Origin of the sequence: Streptomyces sp. SP17BM10 (assembly GCF_036322405.1) — a bacterium.
Taxonomy (GTDB): Bacteria; Actinomycetota; Actinomycetes; order Streptomycetales; family Streptomycetaceae; genus Kitasatospora.
Map to the genome: position 1 here is coordinate 156527 of NZ_JAQYXB010000674.1, position 18112 is coordinate 174638.

The following is an 18112-nucleotide window of genomic DNA, read 5'->3' on the forward strand; positions in this document are numbered from 1 at the left end:
ACTGAGACACCTTGAGCGGATTTGTCACCAAGCCCGAGCCGGTCCAGGTATCCGGCCTGGTCCACCTGCACACCGGCAAGGTGCGCGACCTCTACCGCACCGAGTCGGGCGAGCTGGTCATGGTGGCCAGCGACCGGATGTCCGCCCACGACTGGGTGCTGCCGAACGAGATCCCCGACAAGGGCCGCGTCCTCACCCAGCTCTCCCTGTGGTGGTTCGAGCGGATCGCCGACATCGTGCCCAACCACGTGATCTCCACCGAGGTCCCGGCCGGCGCTCCCGCCGACTGGAAGGGGCGCACGCTGATCTGCAAGAGCCTGGACATGATCCCGGTCGAGGCGGTCGCCCGCGGCTACCTGGCCGGCTCCGGCCTGAGCGAGTACGAGGAGAGCCGCACGGTCTGCGGCATCGCGCTGCCCGAGGGCCTGGTCAACAGCTCCGAGCTGCCCGCCCCGATCTACACCCCGGCGCTCAAGGCCGAGGTCGGCGAGCACGACGAGAACGTCCCCTACGAGGAGACCGCCCGCCGGATCGGCGCCGAGCTGGCCAACCAGGTGCGCCGCACCACCCTCGACGTCTACGCCCGCGCCCGGGACATCGCCCGCGACCGCGGCATCATCCTGGCCGACACCAAGTTCGAGTTCGGCCTGCTGGACGGCGAGCTGATCATCGGCGACGAGGTGCTCACCCCGGACTCCTCCCGCTACTGGCCGGCCGACGACTACGAGCCCGGCCGCTCGCAGGCGTCCTTCGACAAGCAGCTCATCCGCGACTGGCTGGTCTCCCCGGCCTCCGGCTGGGACCGCTACAGCGAGGAGCCGCCGCCGGCGCTGCCGGCCGAGGTGGTCGAGCAGACCCGGGCCAAGTACGTCGAGGTGTACGAGCGCCTGACCGGCACCAGCTGGGTCTGAGCCGCGACCGCCCGCGGGTACGGCCTCAGATCCAGCCGTGCTCGCGGGCGATCCGCACCGCCGCGTGCCGGTTCTCCGCGCCCAGCTTGGTGGCCGCCGAGGAGAGGTAGTTGCGGACGGTGCCCTGGGACAGGGCGGCCCGCGCGGCGATCTCGGCGATCGGGGTGCCGTCCGCGGCCAGCTCCAGGACGTCGGTCTCGCGCGGCGTCAGCGGCGTCTCGCCGGCACTGATCGCGTCCGCGGCGAGCTCCGGGTCGACGTACCGGCCGCCGGCCCGGACGGTCCGGATGATCCCCGCGAGGTCGGCCGCCGAGACGGTCTTGGGCAGGAAGCCGCGCACCCCGACCTCCAGCGCCCGCTTCAGGTAGCCGGGCCGGCCGTGACCGGTGACGATCATGCAGCGGCAGTCCGGCAGCAGTCGGCGCAGCTCGGTGGCCACCTCGATGCCGTCCCGTCCGGGCATCTGCAGGTCCAGGACGGCGATGTCGGGCCGGTGCGCCCGGGCCATCGCGAGCGCCTCCGGGCCGGAGCCGGCCTGGGCGACGACCTCGATGTCGTCCTCCAGCGACAGCAGCGCGGCCAGCGCGCCCCGGATCAGGTGCTCGTCGTCGGCGAGCAGGACGCGGACGGGCGGGGTCTCGGTCATCGGTGGGCCTTCCTCCGGGAGTACGGGTCAGAGTGGTACGGCCGCGAGCATGCGGAACGTGCCCGGCGCGGCCGTCGGGACGGTCAGCTCGCCGTCGTGGGCGGCCAGCCGCTCGCGGAGCCCGCGCAGCCCGGTGCCGCCGCCCTGGGAGGGCAGCGGGACCTCCGGCACGCCGTCGTTCTCCAGCTCCAGCACCGCCCGGCCGTCCTCCCGGTGCAGGCGGATCAGGCAGTGGGCGGCCTCGCTGTGCCGCAGCACGTTGGTGGTGGCCTCGCGGATCACCCAGCCGAGCACCGACTGCACCGGGGCCGGCAGCCCGTCCGCGTCCTCGCCGAGGTCGATCTCGCAGGCGACGTCGGCGGAGCGCAGCACCGCCCGGGCGCCGATCGCCTCGGCGTGCAGGTCGGCGGTGCGGTAGCCGCGGATGACGTCCCGGACCTCGCGCTGCGAGTCCTGGGCGATCCGCTGCACCTCGGCCATCTGCTCGGCGGCCTCCGCGCGGCCCCGGCGGGCGAGCTGGACGGCGAGTTCGCTCTTGAGCGCGATCGTCGTGAGGTTGCGGCCCATGACGTCGTGCAGGTCGCGGGAGAAACGCAGTCGTTCCTCGGCGACGGCGAGCCGGGACTGCGCCTCGCGGGCGGCGTCCAGTTCCCAGACGATCGCGGTCACCCAGGCGAAGCTGCGGCAGCTGCCGATCAGGAAGGACAGGCCGATCGCCGCCCCGACCATCAGCCCGGTCGTGATGCCCGGGTCGAACCCGGTCAGCACCATCGCGGGAGCGATCGCCAGGACCTGGCCGAATGCGATCAGGAAGGTCCGGGGCAGGGAGACCGCGACGGCCGTCGGGCCGATCGACGCGCCCATCAGGGCGGTGGCGACGACTGCGGTGAACGGCGGCGCGTGGGGGTTCATCGGCCCGCCGGTGGACGGGCCGAGCAGGATGACGGTCCAGGAGCCGACCAGCGTCAGGACGGCGTTGACGATCAGCCAGCGCCGGTACTCGGACGGCCGCTTCAGGTAGTGGTCGAGCACGGTGCGGTACGCCCGGAGCGTGACCAGCGTGGAGGCGAGCGAGACCACCACGGCGACCTGGACGGCGGTGCCGTGGCCCGGGAGGTTCGCGGGGGAGGCGCTGACCAGGAGGTTGATCGGCAGCATCATCCACGCCATCAGGTACAGCGACCAGCGGAAGTACAGCTCGGCGCGCTGTGGCTTGCCGTAGCCCTTCCAGCGGCGGATCGGCCCCCTGACCTGCATCGACTTGCTCCCCGTCCCGTCACGTTGCTGTCGCTGCCTTCATATCAGAGGGATGGAGGGGGCCGGGCCTTCGGTTGCAGTGGCCATCCGTCAGGAGGACCTGCGCGGGCGTCAGCGGCGGGATTCCCAGCGGAAGTACCGGACCGCGCCCCAGGTCGCCAGGCCCAGCCACACGGCGCCCGTGACGAGGTGCGGCACGGCGGTGGACCAGGTGCCGCCGAAGCCGGTCGCGGCGGCCGAGCCGTCGGTGCCGGTCCAGCCGATCCGGATCAGCTGGAAGCCCGGGGTGGTGGGCAGCAGGCGGCAGAAGTCGGCGACCCGGTCGGGCATGACCTCCAGCGGGATGAACAGGCCGGAGCCGAACTGCGAGACGAGCAGCAGCGGGAGGGTGGTGATGCCGGCGGTCTCGACGGTCTTGGTGAAGGCGCTGGTGAGCGCGGCCATGGCCATCATCGTGCCGATGCTCAGGAGCAGCCCGGCGGCCAGCAGCAGTGGGTTCACCGGGGCGCCGAGGTTCAGGAAGGCGGTGCCGCCGCCCGCGACGACCGCGCTCATCAGCAGCGCGAGGCTCACCGACGGCACGGCCGTGCCGGCCAGGATCTCCGGGTCCCGGGCCTCGCCGGTGCGCAGCCGCTTGAGCACCAGCTCGTTGCGGCGGCCGACGTACGCGGCGGTCAGGTTGTAGTAGACGACGAAGGCCAGGATGCCGCCGATGGTGCCGATGATCAGCAGGGAGTCGACGTCCAGGCCGGGGTGGGACGAGGCCTGCTGCTTCAGCGTGCTGCGGCGCCCGGCGATCATCAGCACCGGCAGCAGCAGGGCGGTGAACAGGGCCGAGCGGTTGCGCAGGAGCAGGGTGGCCTCGGAGCGGCCGAGGGAGGCCAGGCGGCGCAGGGCGGTGCCCTGGGGGCCGGCGGCGGTGCCGGTGGTGCCGGTGGCGCTGGCGGGGGCGGCGGTGGTCATCGGGCGGATCCGATCAGGCGGCGGGAGGAGCGGGAGGGACGGGAGGCACGGCCGGCGGGAGCGGGCGGCCGGGGCTCGTCCTGGTGGGCGGCCTCGGAGGCGATCGCGAGGAAGGCCTCCTCCAGCGAGGCGCTGCGGGCGTCCAGGGCGCCGAGCGCGAGGTCGTGCCGGTGGGCCCAGTCGAGCAGCTCGTGGAGGTCCCGTTGGAGGGCGGAGGTCTGCACGGTGACCTTGCGGCCCTCGACGGCGACCTCGGCCCCGGCCGGCAGCGGCAGCGAGGACCCGGCGGACGCGGGCAGTTCGAAGGTGATCCGGGAGGGCCGTCCGGCGATCACCTCGGCGACGGTGCCGGTGGTGACGACCCGGCCGCCGTGCATGATCGCCAGTCGGTCGGCCAGCTCCTCGGCCTCCTCCAGGTAGTGCGTGGTGAGCAGCACGGTGGTGCCCTGGGCCCGCAGCTCGCGGACCAGCCGCCAGACGGCGGCGCGGGCCTCCGGGTCCAGGCCGGTGCTGGGCTCGTCCAGGAAGAGCACCTCGGGGCGGCCGAGCAGGGCCATCGCGAGGTCCAGCCGGCGGCGCTCGCCGCCGGACAGCTGCTTGACCCGCACGTCGCGCCGGTGGCCGAGGCCGACCAGCTCCAGCGCCTCCTCCACCGGCCGGGCGCCGCTGGTCAGGCCGGACCACGTGCGGCCGGTCTCGGCGACGGTGAGCTCGCCGGGGAAGCCGCCCTCCTGGAGCATGATGCCGATCCGCGGACGGAGCGCGGCGCGCTCGCGGTACGGGTCGTGGCCGAGCACCCGGACGCTGCCGCCGCTGGGCGCGGCCAGGCCCTCGACGAGCTCCATGGTGGAGGTCTTGCCCGCCCCGTTGGTGCCGAGCAGGGCGAAGAGCTCGCCGCGGCCGACGGTCAGGTCGACGCCGCGGACGGCGTGGTAGCCGGTGCTGCCGGAGCCGTAGTGGCGCTGGAGGTCGGTGACCTCGATCACGGGGCCGGGGGAGCCGGCGGACTGGCGCGTTTCCATGGCTCCAGCCTTCCGCCTCCCGGCCCGCGCGGTCAGTGCGCGCCGTCATCGGAAGGGGATGCGGATCCACGGGTCGGCGATGACAAATGTCATCGGTCACCGGCCCGGCCGCGATGGTGGGGAAGGCCGCGGTGGGGAAGGCCGCGGTGCCGCGGTGGGGAACGCACGGGGAAATGCCGAAGGGCCCCTCGATCGAGGGGCCCTTCGCTTTGGAGCGGACGACGAGATTCGAACTCGCGACCCTCACCTTGGCAAGGTGATGCTCTACCAACTGAGCCACGTCCGCAGGTCAAACTATGGAGTTGTGCTGTGCTCGCGCACTGCGAGCGGACGACGAGATTCGAACTCGCGACCCTCACCTTGGCAAGGTGATGCTCTACCAACTGAGCCACGTCCGCACGGTGCCTGGTGGGGCACCGGCCGCCTCTTCGGATCTCTCCGTTGCGGCGACGAGGAATACTCTACAGCATCGTTCGGGGTGGTCGCCCCACCCTTTCGGCGGGCAGGGCGACCGCGGGGCCGCCGGCTCGGGCCGGACGTCCCCGCCGGGGTCAGTTCGCCTCGGCGAACGCCTCGTACACGTGCTTGGGGATGCGCCCGCGGGCCGGCAGCTCCATTCCGCGCGACTGGGCCCAGGCGCGGACCGCGGCCGGGTCGGGGGTCAGCGCGGTGCGGCGGAAGGACTTTCCGGTGCGGCTCTGGCGCCGTCCGGCCGCGACGAACGGGGCGAGGGCCTCCCGCAGCTTTTCCGCGTTGTCCACGGACAGGTCGATCTCGTACGACTTCCCGTCCACGCCGAAGTGGACGGTTTCCGCGGCGGCGCCGCCGTCCAGGTCGTCGGAGAGCGTGACAACTACACGCTGTGCCATGGGTGTCAATCCTCTCGGGCAATTCGGCCGTCGGCGCGCGGGGTGCGCCCCGGGGCCTGATGTGCACCACTCGCGCAAGCGCATACGGGCAGGCCTGGTGGCCGGCCGGATACGCAGCACTTGCCGCGACAGGTGGCCCTATTCTGCACCCGAAGCTGGTCGAAATCGAAGAGTCCGGCATTCTTTTCCGGATATTCACGTCTCTTCGTGGGACTTGCGGATACCGGCGCGCGGGACGGGCGGTTCTGTCCCGGAGTGCCGTATTCGGGTGTTCTTCGGGGGTTCTCCGCCCGGCCGGCCAATCCGCTGATATCGGGTGCCGGGGGTGGGGGTCGGTGGCGCCGGATCCCTTGCGGCGTAAGGGTCTCGGGTCTACGCGCGTCGCCCTCCCCGGCCAGCAATCCCGCCCGAAACCACCGGTAGTCTGGAGTTCCCCCGCCTCACGAAGACACCACCGGGAGTGCCAGTGGCACGCGTCGTAGTCGACGTCATGCTCAAGCCGGAGATCCTCGACCCCCAGGGACAGGCGGTGCAGCGCGCACTGCCCCGTCTCGGATTCACCGGGATCGCCGACGTCCGCCAGGGCAAGCGTTTCGAGCTGGAGCTGGAGGGTCCGGTCGACGACGCCGCACTCGCCCGTATCCGCGAAGCCGCCGAGACCTTTCTCGCCAACACCGTGATCGAGGACTTCACCGTCCGGGTCGAGGAGGCGGCGAAGTGACCACCCGCGTAGGCGTCGTCACTTTCCCCGGTTCACTCGACGACCGCGACGCGCAGCGCGCGGTCCGGCTGGCCGGCGCCGAGCCGGTCTCGCTCTGGCACCGTGACGAGGATCTCCACCAGGTCGACGCCGTCGTCCTGCCGGGCGGTTTCAGTTACGGCGACTATCTGCGCTGCGGGGCGATCTCCCGCTTCTCGCCGGTCATGACCACCATCATCGAGCAGGCGAAGCTCGGAATGCCGGTCCTCGGTATCTGCAACGGCTTCCAGGTGCTGTGCGAATCGCACCTGCTGCCGGGCGCGCTCACCCGCAACGACTCGCTGCACTTCGTCTGCCGCGACCAGAAGCTGCGGATCGAGAACGCCGGCACCGCGTGGACCCGGGATTACTCGGCCGGCCAGGAAATCGTGGTTCCGCTCAAGAACGGCGAGGGCCGGTTCGTCGCCGACGCGCACGTCCTGGACGAGCTGGAGGCCGAGGGCCGGGTGGTCGCCCGGTACCTCGACGTCAACCCGAACGGTTCGTACCGCGACATCGCCGGCATCACCAACGCCGCCGGCAATGTCGTCGGTCTGATGCCGCACCCTGAGCACGCGGTGGAGCCGCTCACCGGTCCGACCACCGAGGGCCTGGGCTTCTTCACTTCCGTCCTGAAGCAGCTGGTGAACGCCTGATGAGCCTCGACACCGTCAAGAACGCCGAGCAGACCCCGGACGCCGCCCAGCCGTGGGCGGAACTCGGCCTCAAGGAGGACGAGTACGCGCGGATCCGGGAGATTCTCGGCCGCCGCCCCACCGGGGCGGAACTCGCGATGTACTCGGTCATGTGGTCGGAGCACTGTTCGTACAAGAGCAGCAAGGTCCACCTGAAGCAGTTCGGCGAGAAGAAGCCCGATTCCGACGCCATGCTCGTCGGCATCGGCGAGAACGCCGGTGTCGTGGACGTCGGCCAGGGCTACGCGGTGACCTTCAAGGTCGAGTCGCACAACCACCCGTCGTACATCGAGCCCTACCAGGGCGCGGCCACCGGCATCGGCGGCATCGTGCGCGACATCCTCGCGATGGGCGCCCGCCCGGTCGCCGTCATGGACCCGCTGCGGTTCGGCGCGGCCGACCACCCGGACACCCGGCGCGTGCTGCCCGGGATCGTCGCGGGCATCGGCGGCTACGGCAACTGCCTGGGCCTGCCGAACATCGGCGGCGAGGTCGTCTTCGACTCCTGCTACCAGGGCAACCCGCTGGTCAACGCGCTGTGCGTGGGCGTCATGAAGCACGAGGACATCCACCTCGCGCAGGCCTCCGGCGCCGGCAACAAGGTCATCCTGTACGGCGCCCGCACCGGCGGCGACGGGATCGGCGGCGTCTCGGTGCTGGCCTCCGAGACCTTCGACGACACCAAGCCCACCAAGCGCCCGGCCGTCCAGGTCGGCGACCCGTTCCAGGAGAAGCTCCTCATCGAGTGCACCCTGGAGATCTTCGGCGAGAAGCTCGTCAAGGGCATCCAGGACCTCGGCGGCGCCGGTCTGTCCTGCGCCACCAGCGAGCTGGCCTCGGCCGGCTCCGGCGGCATGCGGATCGACCTCGACACCGTGCACCTGCGCGACAACACGCTCTCGCCGGAGGAGATCCTCATGAGCGAGTCGCAGGAGCGCATGTGCGCGATCGTCGAGCCGGACAAGGTCGCCCGCTTCCTGGAGATCTGCGAGAAGTGGGACGTCATCGCCAACGTCATCGGTGAGGTGACCGACGGCGAGCGCCTGGAGATCTTCTGGCACGGCGAGCTCGTGGTCGACGTGCCGCCGCGCACCGTCGCCCACGAGGGCCCGACCTACCAGCGCCCGTACGCCCGCCCGAGCTGGCAGGACGCGCTGCAGGCCGACGCCCCCACCGCCGAGCGGCTGGCCCGCCCGACCACCGGCGAGGGCCTCAAGGCCGACCTGCTGAAGGTCGCGAGCCACCCGAACCAGGCCTCCAAGTCCTGGATCACCGACCAGTACGACCGCTACGTGCTCGGCAACACCGTGCTCTCGCACGGCGAGGACTCGGGCATGATCCGGATCGACGACGAGACCAACCTCGGCGTCTCGGTCGCCACCGACGGCAACGGCCGCTACGCCAAGCTGGACCCGTACACCGGCGCCCAGCTGGCCCTCGCCGAGGCCTACCGCAACGTCGCGGCCGGCGGCGCCAAGCCGCTCGCCGTCTCCGACTGCCTCAACTTCGGCTCCCCCGAGGACCCGGACGTCATGTGGCAGTTCGCCGAGGCCACCCGCGGCCTGGCCGACGCCTGCCTGACCCTCGGCACCCCGGTCACCGGCGGCAACGTCTCGCTGTACAACCAGACCGGCGAGGTCGCCATCCACCCGACCCCCGTGGTCGCGGTGCTCGGCGTCATCGACGACGTGACCCGCCGCACCCCGGTCGCCTTCGCCGAGGAGGGGCAGCTGCTCTACCTGCTCGGCGACACGGCGGACGAGCTCGGCGGCTCGGCCTGGTCCCAGGTCGTGCACGACCACCTCGGCGGCCTGCCGCCCAAGGTCGACCTGGAGCGCGAGCGGCTGCTCGGCGACATCCTGATCGCCGCCTCGCGCGACGGCATGATCGACGCCGCGCACGACCTCTCCGACGGCGGCCTCGGCCAGGCGCTCGTGGAGAGCTGCCTCAAGGGCGGCCACGGTGCGCGGATCATCGTGCCGGAGGGCACGGACCCGTTCGTGTTCCTGTTCTCCGAGTCGGCCGGCCGCGCCGTCGTGGCGGTGCCGCGCAGCGAGGAGCTCCGGTTCAACGACATGTGCACCGCGCGGGGCCTGCCGGCCACCCGGATCGGTGTCGTGGACGGCGACAGCATCGAGGTCCAGGGGCAGTTCAGCGTCACGCTGGCCGAGCTGAAGGACGCCCACACCGGCGTCATCGAGGCCCTGCTCGCCTGATCGCAGTACCCAGAGGGGCGGACGGTCCGACACGGAACCGTCCGCCCCTCGGCGTATGTTGGGGCGCATGCCTCCCAAGTCCCGTACGTACCAGCCGCAGAAGGTGGGCGCCGCGCTGGCGGCGCAGAACGAGGCGCTGCGCGCCGCGGTGCACCGGCTGACCGCGCCGGACCTCGACCGGCCGACCCGGCTCGGCTCCTGGCGGGTGCGGGAGTTGGTGGCCCACCTGAGCCTGGCGCTGGGCCACCTGCCGGCCCGGCTGGACGACCCGACGCCGCAGGGGCCGGCGCTCTCGCTGGCCGACTACGCCGGGCTGAGCAGGACGATGGCCGACGCGGTCGACACCGCGGCGACCGCCGTCGCGGCGGACGCGTTCGCTGGCCCGCCCGAGGAGGTGGCTGCCGCGTTCGACCGGTCGCTGGACGCCGTGCGGTCCGTGCTCGACGGCCCGGCGATCACCGAGGCCGGGCGGCGGATCGGGCTGCTCGCCGGGCGGTCGATGCTCCTGACCGACTACCTGGTGACCAGGCTCGTCGAGGCCGTCGTGCACGCCGACGACCTGGCCGACGCCCTCGGCCCCGAGGCCTTCCCCCACGACCGCCAGGCCGTCGCCGCCGTCACCCGGCTGCTCGCCGACGCCCTCGCCGCCCGGGCCCCCGGCGGCGCGGTCGAACTGCGGATCCCGCCGTACGCCGTCGTGCAGGCCGTCGAAGGGCCCCGGCACACCCGCGGCACCCCGCCCAACGTGGTCGAGACCGACCCGCTGACCTGGATCCGGCTCGCCACCGGCCGCACCGCCTGGGCCGCGGCGGTGGACGCCGCCGCGGTCTCGGCCTCGGGCGAACGCAGCGACCTGAGCCCGTACCTGCCGGTCCTCGGTTAGCGCAGTTGCCCCGCCAGGGCCTCCGCGGCCCTGCGGAGGGGCTCGCCGGTGAAGGCCGGGTCCGGGGTGTCGCCGGAGGAGTTCTCGGACAGCATCAGGACGATGTCCCCCTCGCCCCTGGTGACCGGCCGGGCGAGCGCGGCCGTGCCCGAACCGGGCGCGAGCACGGTCTGTCCGGGGCCCGGCTGCTGGGTGGCCAGTTGCCGGAGCTGGCTGACGGAGGCGCGCGCCTGGCGCTGGACCCGCGGCAGCAGGAGGTTGAGGGCCACCCCGGCTTTCGGCACGGCCATCAGCTCGATCTCCAGTGAGCCCCCGCCCGCCCGGTAGGCGCAGGTGATGTCGGCGTGCGGGGGAGTGGCCGGCACCGACGGCATCTCCGGCGGGTGGCTCGCACCCGAGGGCCAGGGCTGGGGCGGCAGGCCGTCGCCGACGTCGCCGTCCACGGCGGACCCGTTCCCGGTGTCGGGGTCGACCGCGTCGGGGAGCCCGGCCGCCTTGAGGGCCTTGCCGAGGTCGAGGCCGAACGGGCAGGTGTTCTGCCGGTCCTGGTGCAGCTTCTGCGCGGTGGAGCGGACGGTGTCGTACGAGAGCGCGCCGGGACCGGGCACGGCCGCCGGGGACGACGAGCAGGCGGCGGTGCCGAGCAGGATCCCGGCGGAGGCGAACACGGCGGTGAGCGTGCGGCGTTGGGCAGCGGTCATGGTCGCAGGGTAGGGCGCGCCCGTCGCGGGCGCGCGCCCGTTGTGTCCCCGTACTGTTCCGACCCGGCTCCGGCGTAAGGGCCTTCGCGCCCGCTACGGCACCGACGGCCCGCTCAGGTACGTCCCGTCCGCCGAGTACGGCCAGGCGTTGGGGGTGCAGCCCTTGAGTCCGTAGATCTGCTGCATCATCGCGGGCGCCGGCTTGCCCGGTCCGGGGCAGGTCTCGTGGCCGTGGCCGATCCGGTGGCCGACCTCGTGGTTGACGATCAGCGCCCGGTACTCGTCCAGCGGGCCGTCGAACTGCGGTGAACCGGTGCTCCAGCGCTTGGAGTTGACGATCACCTGGCTGCCGACGTCACAGTTGACCTCGCCGTGGGTGTCCAGTCCCGCGGCGCCGCACAGCCGGTCGACGGTGGCGGGCGAGGCGATCTTCACCACGAAGTCGTAGGGCCCGCTCGCGACCAGCTGGAAGCCGTCCTTGCGGTCGCTCGTCCAGCCGCGCTTGTCGCCGAGGATGCCGTGGATCTGGGTGGCGGCGGCCGTCGGGTCGATCCCGATGCCGTCCTCGACCTCGACGCGGTAGCGCCGGATGTTGCCCTTCCCGACCGCCTGGGCGGTGGCGGGGGCTACCGTGAAGGTTCCGGACCCCTTGGCGGGGCCCGGATCGGAGGCCGTGGGGGTGGGGGTCGGCGTGGGGGTCGGGGTGGGCGTCGGAGTGGGCGCGGGCGTCGCAGTGGCCGCCTGCGTCGGGGCGGGCGCGCTCAGCTCGGCCGACGGCACGATCCGCGCCTGCGTCGTCGGGCCGGTGACGGGCGCGGCGGAGTGGCGGCTCATCAGCACCACGACCGCCGTGGACAGCACGGCCACCGAGGCGACCAGCGCCACGAGGAACGCGGGGCCTGGGCGGCGCTTCGGCGGGCGGCGTCTGCGGCCTGCGCGGGCACTCCTGCGCGAGGCGGTTCTGGCTGCGGGCACGCTTGACACCCTGGCATGGAGAACGGGTGAATGTCCACATACCCGGTATGCAGCATTCCGCCCGGTTCGGTCCCCCGACCGCGGTTGACCCCGGCGGCTCGGATGGCAGACTGCACCTCATGGCGATCCACAGGAATCTTCTCGACGGCCCCGAACCGACCCTTCTCCCGGAGGACGAGCAGCCGTACCGCATGCTCGCCGAGGAGTCGGCCTCGCCGACCCAGGTCGCGGCCGACTTCCCGACGTTCTGCCTGGCCTGGGCCATGCTCGCCGACGACGCGTTCGCGGCCGGCCGCTACGTCGAGTCGTACGCCTACGCCCGCACCGGCTACCACCGCGGCCTGGACGCGCTGCGCCGCAACGGCTGGAAGGGCCACGGCCCGGTGCCGTGGGAGCACCGCGGCAACCGCGGCTTCCTGCGCTGCCTGGCGGCGCTGGCCCGCGCGGCCGGCGCGATCAAGGAGACGGAGGAGGAGTCCCGCTGCTGGCAGTTCCTGAAGGACAGCAGCCACGAGGCGTACGAGGCGCTCAAGCAGTAGCCGCCCCGACCCGCGTCCATGCGTGAGTGCCCCCGGTGGACGGACCACCGGGGGCACTCACGCTCACGCCGCCGAGATCGGCGCCGCTACCGGGCTCACTTCAGGCGGTTGCCCGCCGAGCGCAGCTGCTGCGCGGCCTCGAGCACGCGGGCGGCCATGCCGGCCTCGGCCAGCTTGCCCCAGGTGCGCGGGTCGTAGGTGTTCTTCTTGCCGACCTCGCCGTCGACCTTCAGCACGCCGTCGTAGTTCTGGAACATGTGGGCCGCGACGGGGCGGGTGAAGGCGTACTGGGTGTCGGTGTCGAGGTTCATCTTCACGACGCCGTTCTCCAGCGCGGTGGCGATCTCCTCGGCGGAGGAGCCCGAGCCGCCGTGGAAGACGAAGTCGAACGGGTCGGTCTTGCCGTACTGCTTGCCGATCGCGTCCTGCAGCTCGCGCAGCAGCTCCGGCTTCAGCACGACGTTGCCCGGCTTGTACACGCCGTGCACGTTGCCGAACGAGGCGGCCAGCAGGTAGCGGCCCTTCTCGCCCAGGCCCAGGGCCTCGGCGGTGCGCACGGCGTCGTTGACGGTGGTGTACAGCTCGTCGTTGATCTCGTGGGTGACGCCGTCCTCCTCGCCGCCGGTCGGGGTGATCTCGACCTCGAGGATGATCTTGGCGGCGGCGGCCTGGGCCAGCAGCTCCTGGGCGATCTCCAGGTTGTCGGCCAGGGTCTCGGCCGAGCCGTCCCACATGTGGGACTGGAACAGCGGGTTCAGGCCCTTGGCGACGCGCTCGGCGGAGACCGCCAGCAGCGGGCGGACGTAGCCGTCCAGCTTGTCCTTCGGGCAGTGGTCGGTGTGCAGCGCGACGGTGATGTCGTACTTGGCGGCCACGATGTGGGCGAACTCGGCCAGCGCGACGGCGCCGGTCACCATGTCCTTGTTGTGCTGGCCGCCCAGGAACTCCGCGCCACCGGTCGAGATCTGGATGATGCCGTCGCTCTCGGCCTCGGCGAAACCGCGCAGCGCGGCGTGCAGGGTCTGCGACGAGGTGACGTTGATGGCCGGGTAGGCGAACTTGCCCGCCTTGGCCCGGTCCAGCATCTCGTTGTAGACCTCGGGAGTTGCGATGGGCATGCGATCCGCTCCTGTCGGGTTGCGGCGTACGGACGGTGATGTCCGACGCTGGGTACGCCTTCGTGACGACTCCGGGGTACCGGCCGCCGACGCGCGGCTCTGCGGATCCGGCACACCGGTACCAAGGTTCGGGGCGACCACCGCGGCAGACAACGAGGGTGTTTTGCGACCGCGGACCGGACGCCTGTGTCATCTTCCCAGACTCGTGCGCGCAGGTCAGCAGGAGCCCGCCAGTCGGAACGGCGCCCGGGGGGGCGCACGCGGAGACCGCCGTCAAGGTACGACCGCTATCCTGCGCCCGTGGACTACAACCAGCTGGCCGTCAACCTGCTCGACGCCAAACAACTGATCTCGTCCCTCGGCGCCATCGGGCTTCTCGCGATCATCTTCGCGGAGACCGGCCTGCTGGTCGGGTTCTTCTTCCCGGGCGACTCACTGCTGATCATCGCCGGCGTGGCCGCCTCGAACGCCGCCTCGTCGGTGCTCGGCGACGGCGCCAAGCTGCCGATCGCGCTCCTGCTGACCGGGGCCCCGATCGCGGCGATCGCGGGCGCCCAGCTCGGGCACCTGATCGGGGCGAAGGTCGGGCCCAGGATGTTCGACAAGCCCGAGTCGAAGATCTTCCGCCGCGAGTACGTGCTGAAGGCGGAGGAGTACTTCACCAAGTTCGGACCCGGCAAGGCCGTCGTGCTGGCGCGCTTCATGCCGATCGTCCGCACCTTCCTCAACCCGGTCGCGGGCACGCTGGAGATGCCGGCCCGGACGTTCTTCCTGTGGAACGTCGTCGGCGGTGTGCTGTGGACCGAGTCCATGCTCCTGATCGGCTACTTCTTCGGCGACGCGCTCGCCCCGGTGATCGACAAGTACCTGATCCCGGCGGTCCTGCTGATCGTCCTGCTGTCGGTCTCGCCGATCCTCATCGAGGTCCTGCGGGAGCGCAGGAAGAAGAAGGCCGGCGGCGTCGAGGCCGTCGCCGACTCCGCGCAGAGCGGCGGCCGCCACCGCCGCGGCTGATCCCGCACCCGCGCGACGTCAGAGGGGCCCGGTCCTCGTTCCACGTGAAACACGTGGGACGGGACCGGGCCCCTCTGACGTCCTCGGGGAGCTGCCGGGGTCCTGCAGGGCGGGTTACAGGCCCAGGTCGGCCGCGGTGTAGGCGGTCACGTAGGGCAGGCCCTGCGCCTCGACGGCGGCGGCGCCACCGCGCTCGACGATCACCGCGACGCCGACCACCTCGGCGCCCGCCTCGCGCAGCGCCTCGACGGCGGTCAGCACCGAGCCGCCGGTGGTGGAGGTGTCCTCGACCGCCAGCACCCGGCGGCCCTTCACGTCCGGGCCCTCGATCCGGCGCTGCAGGCCGTGCGCCTTGCCCGCCTTGCGGACCACGAAGGCGTCCAGCGTGCGGCCGCGCGCGGCGGCGGCGTGCAGCATCGAGGCGGCGACCGGGTCGGCGCCCAGGGTCAGCCCGCCGACGGCGTCGTAGTCCAGGTGGGAGGTCGCGTCCAGCATCACCCGGCCGACCAGCGGGGCGGCCACGCCGTCCAGCGTGATCCGGCGGAGGTCGACGTAGTAGTCGGCCTCCTTGCCGGAGGAAAGGGTGACCTTGCCGTGCACGACGGCCTTGTCCTTGATCTGTGCCAACAGGGCGTCGCGGTCGTTGCTCATGAGCGTTCAGTCTAGGGCCCGGCCCGCGGCCCCCGCCCGCCGGGAGCCGCGAGTCGGGCCGCGCCCCGAGGTCCTACCTGCGGCGCAGGGCCCGCACCAGCACCACGGCGCCGCCCAGCAGGGCCACCCCACCGCCGATCACCCACGGCATCGTGCTGCGGCCGCCCGGGCCGGGCACGACGATCCCGCCGGCGTCGCCGCCCCAGCGGGACGCCGCGCGGGCGCGGGCGCTGCGGGCCGGCAGGGCGGGGGCGTAGCGGCCGCGCGGCGGGGCGTGGTCGACCTCCTCGGCGGAGCGGCCGACGATGCTGCGGCGCACCGGGCCGGTCAGCGCCGGCTCCTCCTCGTACTCGAACGGCGGCTCGGCGGGCAGCTCCTCGGCCACCCCGTCCTCGTGCTCGTCGGTGCCGCCGGTGGGGAGGCCGAAGCGCTCGGCGTCGGCGTCGGAGAAGGCGATCAGGTCGGAGAGGTCGTCGTCGAGGTCGTCGCCGGGCTGGTCCTGGTGCTCCTCGATGAACAGGACACTGCCCTCGTCCTCCGACTCCTCCGATTCGTCCGGCTCCTCCGCCCCGCCCGTCTCGTCCGGCTCCTTCGTGTCCTCCGCTGCCTCGTCGGGGGAGACCAGCGCCGCGGCGAACCGGTCCAGCAGGCGGCGGCCGGTGGCGGCGAGGGTCTCGTCGTCGCACTCGGTGAGGCGGCCGGTGGCGCTCAGGTCGCCGGTGAAGCGGACCACGGCGGTGCCCTCCTCGGCCCCGGCCGCGACGCTCACCCGGACGGTGGCCGTCGCCTCGCCGCTGCCGCGGGCCTCCTGGCCCTCGGCGAGCACGGTCAGCACGCCCTCCCGGCCCTCGATCAGCGACAGCACGCCCTTGTACGTGATGGTGGAGCCGCCGACCCGCACCCGCAGCCGGCCCGCGATCTCCTCGGCCGGCCCGCCGCCGACCGCCGTCGGCTCGGTGCTCAGCCCCGGAACACTCCGGGCCAGCACGGCCGGATCCTGCAGCGCCTGCCGCACCAGCTCGGCAGCCATCGGGACGACAACCTCATGCTCCATGCCACGGAGCCTACCGACCCAACCCCACCCGGTCCCCACCTACCGCGCACCCGTTTCCCCCACCCGTTTCCCCACCCCCCACCGAACGCCTCACGGAAGCACGCCCCACCCTCGACCCGCCGGCACCGGCACGGCGATCCGGCGGCACGTTCCTGGGAGCCCGCTGCACAGGAAGTCGACCCCGCCGACGTCGGGCGTCGTCAGCGGGAGCCCAGGAGGCTGAGGGCGGCTGGGGGGTGGGTGGGGCGGAGGGCGGCGAGGTGGGTGGCGGAGCTTTGCAGGGTGGTGGTGGTCAGGGCGCGCGGGGGCGGGGCGTCGGTGGCGAGGGTGAGGGAGGGTTCGGCCGCGGAGGCGAGCAGGAAGTCCTGGGTGGCCTCCGCCGCTGCGGCCCCGCAGCTCGCCCTGGCGCCCTGGACGGCGTACGGGAGGGTCCGCAGGCCGGCTGCCCGGAGTCCGGACTCGGTCTGCCAGGGCCCGTGCGCTCCGGCGCCGGCCCGGACGGCGATGCGGCCGCCGGGGGCGAGCAGCCGGGTGGCGAGGCCGTAGAACTCCTGGGAGTGGAACTTCACCGGCCCGCCGTCGTCGGGGGCCGGCAGGTCGGCGAGGACGACGTCGTACGGGCGGTCGTCGGGGGAGCGCCGCAGCCATTCCAGGGGGTCGGCGTCGGTGGTGCGGACGCGGGGGTCGTCCAGGGAACGCCCGGAGAGGGCGGCGAGGCCGGGGTCGGTGCGGGCGAGCCCGGTGAGGGTGGCGTCCGGCTCGACGACCTGTACCGTGCGGACCCCGCCGTGCCGGAGCACCTCCCTCAGGGCGAGCCCGTCGCCGCCGCCGAGCAGCAGCACGCGGGCGTCCGGTCCGGCGGCCATGGCGGGGTGGACGAGGGCCTCGTGGTCGCGGTACTCGTCGGGCCCGCAGACGGCGAGCCGGCCGTCGAGGTAGAGCCGCAGCGGGCCTCCGGCGGATCCGGTGAGGACGATCTCCTGCTGGCGGCTGTGCGTGGCGTAGCGGACCCCGGGGCCGTAGAGGGCGTGCCGGGCCGCGTTCTCGATGGCGTCGGAGCCGGCAGCGGCGCCGGCGAGGAGGGCGAGGACGAGGCCGCAGGCTGCCCACAGCAGCAGTCGTATCCGGGGGGCCGGTTCCTCACGGAAGAGCCAGAGCACGACGGCGGCCCCCGAGACGGCGTTGACGGCGCCGGTGACGAGGGCGCCGGTGCCCGGGCCGAGGCCGGGGAGGATGAGGAACGGGAAGGCGAGGCCGCCGATGAGCGCGCCGACGTAGTCGGCGGCGAAGAGGTCGGCCGCGGCCCGGCCGGCGTCCTCGCGGCGGATCCGCTGGATGAGGGTCATCAGGAGCGGGATCTCGGCGCCGATGAGGATGCCGATCAGGCAGGTGAGACCGACCATGGCGCCCTGGTAGCGGCCGATCCAGGCCCAGCAGGAGTACAGGGCGAGGACGGAGAGGCCGCCGGTGAGGGCGAGGGCGCACTCGACGAGGGCGAAGGCGGTGGCGGGGCGGCGGGTGAGGCGTTTGGCGAGCAGCGAGCCGAGGCCCATCGCGAAGACCATGACGGAGAGCACCACGGAGGTTTGGGTGACGGTGTCGCCCAGGAGGTAGTCGCCGAGCGCGACGAGTTCGAGCTCGTAGACGAGTCCGCAGGCCGCGCAGACGAACGCGGCCAGCAGGACGGTGAGGCGGGCCAGCCGGGGGCGGGAGCGCAGCCGGGACCGACGGCGGGCGGGCAGCGGGGTGAGGTTCCGCCCGGGCCGGAGTGGGCTGTCGTCGTCGAGGTCGACGCCCGGGTGCGTGGGCGGACCGGCTGGATGATTGATCACGAACAAACGCTAGGGGACGTGCGGGAC

General features: G+C 72.9%; 18 protein-coding genes and 2 tRNA genes. 7 read left to right on the forward strand and 13 right to left on the reverse strand.

Annotated features, from left to right (window positions below; translation table 11 throughout):
• Nucleotides 1-11: 11 nt before the first annotated feature.
• Entirely contained in the window at nucleotides 12-911 is a 900-nt protein-coding gene (locus tag PUR71_RS35440) for a phosphoribosylaminoimidazolesuccinocarboxamide synthase (RefSeq protein WP_329931332.1), read from the forward strand.
• 25 nt (nucleotides 912-936) lie between these two features.
• Here the strand turns inward: PUR71_RS35440 and PUR71_RS35445 are convergent, their stop codons facing one another.
• The 7 genes from PUR71_RS35445 to PUR71_RS35475 form a co-directional block, all read right to left on the reverse strand.
• The gene (locus PUR71_RS35445; protein ID WP_329931333.1) at nucleotides 937-1557 is read right to left on the reverse strand and encodes a response regulator transcription factor; all 621 of its coding nucleotides are present in this window, start codon (nucleotides 1555-1557) and stop codon (nucleotides 937-939) included.
• A gap of 27 nt (nucleotides 1558-1584) precedes the next feature.
• Entirely contained in the window at nucleotides 1585-2814 is a 1230-nt protein-coding gene (locus tag PUR71_RS35450; protein ID WP_329931334.1) for a sensor histidine kinase, read from the reverse strand.
• 111 nt (nucleotides 2815-2925) lie between these two features.
• Nucleotides 2926-3777 carry an ABC transporter permease gene (locus tag PUR71_RS35455; RefSeq protein ID WP_329931335.1) on the reverse strand — a complete coding sequence of 284 codons (852 nt, stop codon included), beginning with the start codon at nucleotides 3775-3777 and terminating at the stop codon, nucleotides 2926-2928.
• Complete coding sequence (locus PUR71_RS35460) at nucleotides 3774-4799, reverse strand: ABC transporter ATP-binding protein (RefSeq protein ID WP_329931336.1); 1026 nt, start codon at nucleotides 4797-4799, stop codon at nucleotides 3774-3776. The genes PUR71_RS35455 and PUR71_RS35460 overlap by 4 nt, the downstream gene beginning before the upstream one ends.
• A gap of 210 nt (nucleotides 4800-5009) precedes the next feature.
• A tRNA-Gly gene (locus PUR71_RS35465) sits at nucleotides 5010-5085 on the reverse strand.
• Nucleotides 5086-5124: 39 nt separating this feature from the next.
• Nucleotides 5125-5197, reverse strand: a tRNA-Gly gene (locus PUR71_RS35470).
• Between the two features lie 153 nt (nucleotides 5198-5350).
• A complete protein-coding gene (locus PUR71_RS35475) occupies nucleotides 5351-5668 on the reverse strand; it encodes a histone-like nucleoid-structuring protein Lsr2 (protein WP_030304494.1) in 318 nt (105 codons plus the stop codon).
• A 466-nt stretch (nucleotides 5669-6134) separates the two neighbouring features.
• Here PUR71_RS35475 and purS point away from each other — a divergent pair, with 466 nt between their 5' ends.
• From purS to PUR71_RS35495, 4 genes are all read left to right on the forward strand, one after another.
• On the forward strand, nucleotides 6135-6389 hold the full coding sequence (gene purS, locus PUR71_RS35480) for a phosphoribosylformylglycinamidine synthase subunit PurS (protein ID WP_030278336.1): 255 nt from the start codon (nucleotides 6135-6137) through the stop codon (nucleotides 6387-6389).
• On the forward strand, nucleotides 6386-7063 hold the full coding sequence (purQ, locus tag PUR71_RS35485) for a phosphoribosylformylglycinamidine synthase subunit PurQ (RefSeq protein ID WP_329931337.1): 678 nt from the start codon (nucleotides 6386-6388) through the stop codon (nucleotides 7061-7063). The genes purS and purQ overlap by 4 nt, the downstream gene beginning before the upstream one ends.
• On the forward strand, nucleotides 7063-9318 hold the full coding sequence (gene purL / locus PUR71_RS35490; protein WP_329931338.1) for a phosphoribosylformylglycinamidine synthase subunit PurL: 2256 nt from the start codon (nucleotides 7063-7065) through the stop codon (nucleotides 9316-9318). The genes purQ and purL overlap by 1 nt, the downstream gene beginning before the upstream one ends.
• A 67-nt stretch (nucleotides 9319-9385) precedes the next feature.
• Nucleotides 9386-10201: a sterol carrier family protein gene (locus tag PUR71_RS35495; RefSeq protein ID WP_329931339.1), complete on the forward strand. Its 816-nt coding sequence runs from the start codon at nucleotides 9386-9388 to the stop codon at nucleotides 10199-10201.
• Here the strand turns inward: PUR71_RS35495 and PUR71_RS35500 are convergent.
• Together PUR71_RS35500 and PUR71_RS35505 are read right to left on the reverse strand one after the other, a co-directional pair.
• Nucleotides 10198-10902: a hypothetical protein gene (locus PUR71_RS35500; RefSeq protein ID WP_329931340.1), complete on the reverse strand. Its 705-nt coding sequence runs from the start codon at nucleotides 10900-10902 to the stop codon at nucleotides 10198-10200. The two genes, PUR71_RS35495 and PUR71_RS35500, sit on opposite strands and share 4 nt — an antisense overlap.
• 93 nt (nucleotides 10903-10995) lie before the next feature.
• Nucleotides 10996-11877 (reverse strand): DUF3152 domain-containing protein, encoded by an 882-nt coding sequence (locus PUR71_RS35505; protein WP_329931341.1) that lies wholly within the window; start codon nucleotides 11875-11877, stop codon nucleotides 10996-10998.
• A 119-nt stretch (nucleotides 11878-11996) separates the two neighbouring features.
• Between PUR71_RS35505 and PUR71_RS35510 the strand changes: the two genes are divergently transcribed.
• On the forward strand, nucleotides 11997-12416 hold the full coding sequence (locus tag PUR71_RS35510; protein ID WP_329931342.1) for a DUF3151 domain-containing protein: 420 nt from the start codon (nucleotides 11997-11999) through the stop codon (nucleotides 12414-12416).
• 95 nt (nucleotides 12417-12511) lie between these two features.
• Here the strand turns inward: PUR71_RS35510 and fbaA are convergent, their stop codons facing one another.
• Nucleotides 12512-13534 (reverse strand): class II fructose-bisphosphate aldolase, encoded by a 1023-nt coding sequence (gene fbaA / locus PUR71_RS35515; RefSeq protein WP_329931343.1) that lies wholly within the window; start codon nucleotides 13532-13534, stop codon nucleotides 12512-12514.
• Between the two features lie 300 nt (nucleotides 13535-13834).
• On the opposite strand from fbaA, the gene PUR71_RS35520 reads away from it, so the two are divergent.
• A complete protein-coding gene (locus PUR71_RS35520) occupies nucleotides 13835-14548 on the forward strand; it encodes a DedA family protein (protein ID WP_329931344.1) in 714 nt (237 codons plus the stop codon).
• Between the two features lie 114 nt (nucleotides 14549-14662).
• Here PUR71_RS35520 and pyrE read toward each other — a convergent pair whose 3' ends face one another.
• The 3 genes from pyrE to PUR71_RS35535 all read right to left on the reverse strand — a co-directional run bounded on the left by pyrE (nucleotide 14663) and on the right by PUR71_RS35535 (nucleotide 18085).
• Nucleotides 14663-15199 (reverse strand): orotate phosphoribosyltransferase, encoded by a 537-nt coding sequence (gene pyrE, locus PUR71_RS35525; protein ID WP_329931345.1) that lies wholly within the window; start codon nucleotides 15197-15199, stop codon nucleotides 14663-14665.
• 73 nt (nucleotides 15200-15272) lie between these two features.
• Nucleotides 15273-16253 (reverse strand): hypothetical protein, encoded by a 981-nt coding sequence (locus tag PUR71_RS35530; protein ID WP_329931346.1) that lies wholly within the window; start codon nucleotides 16251-16253, stop codon nucleotides 15273-15275.
• 200 nt (nucleotides 16254-16453) lie between these two features.
• On the reverse strand, nucleotides 16454-18085 hold the full coding sequence (locus PUR71_RS35535; RefSeq protein WP_443077689.1) for a polyamine aminopropyltransferase: 1632 nt from the start codon (nucleotides 18083-18085) through the stop codon (nucleotides 16454-16456).
• Between the last annotated feature and the right edge of the window lie 27 nt (nucleotides 18086-18112).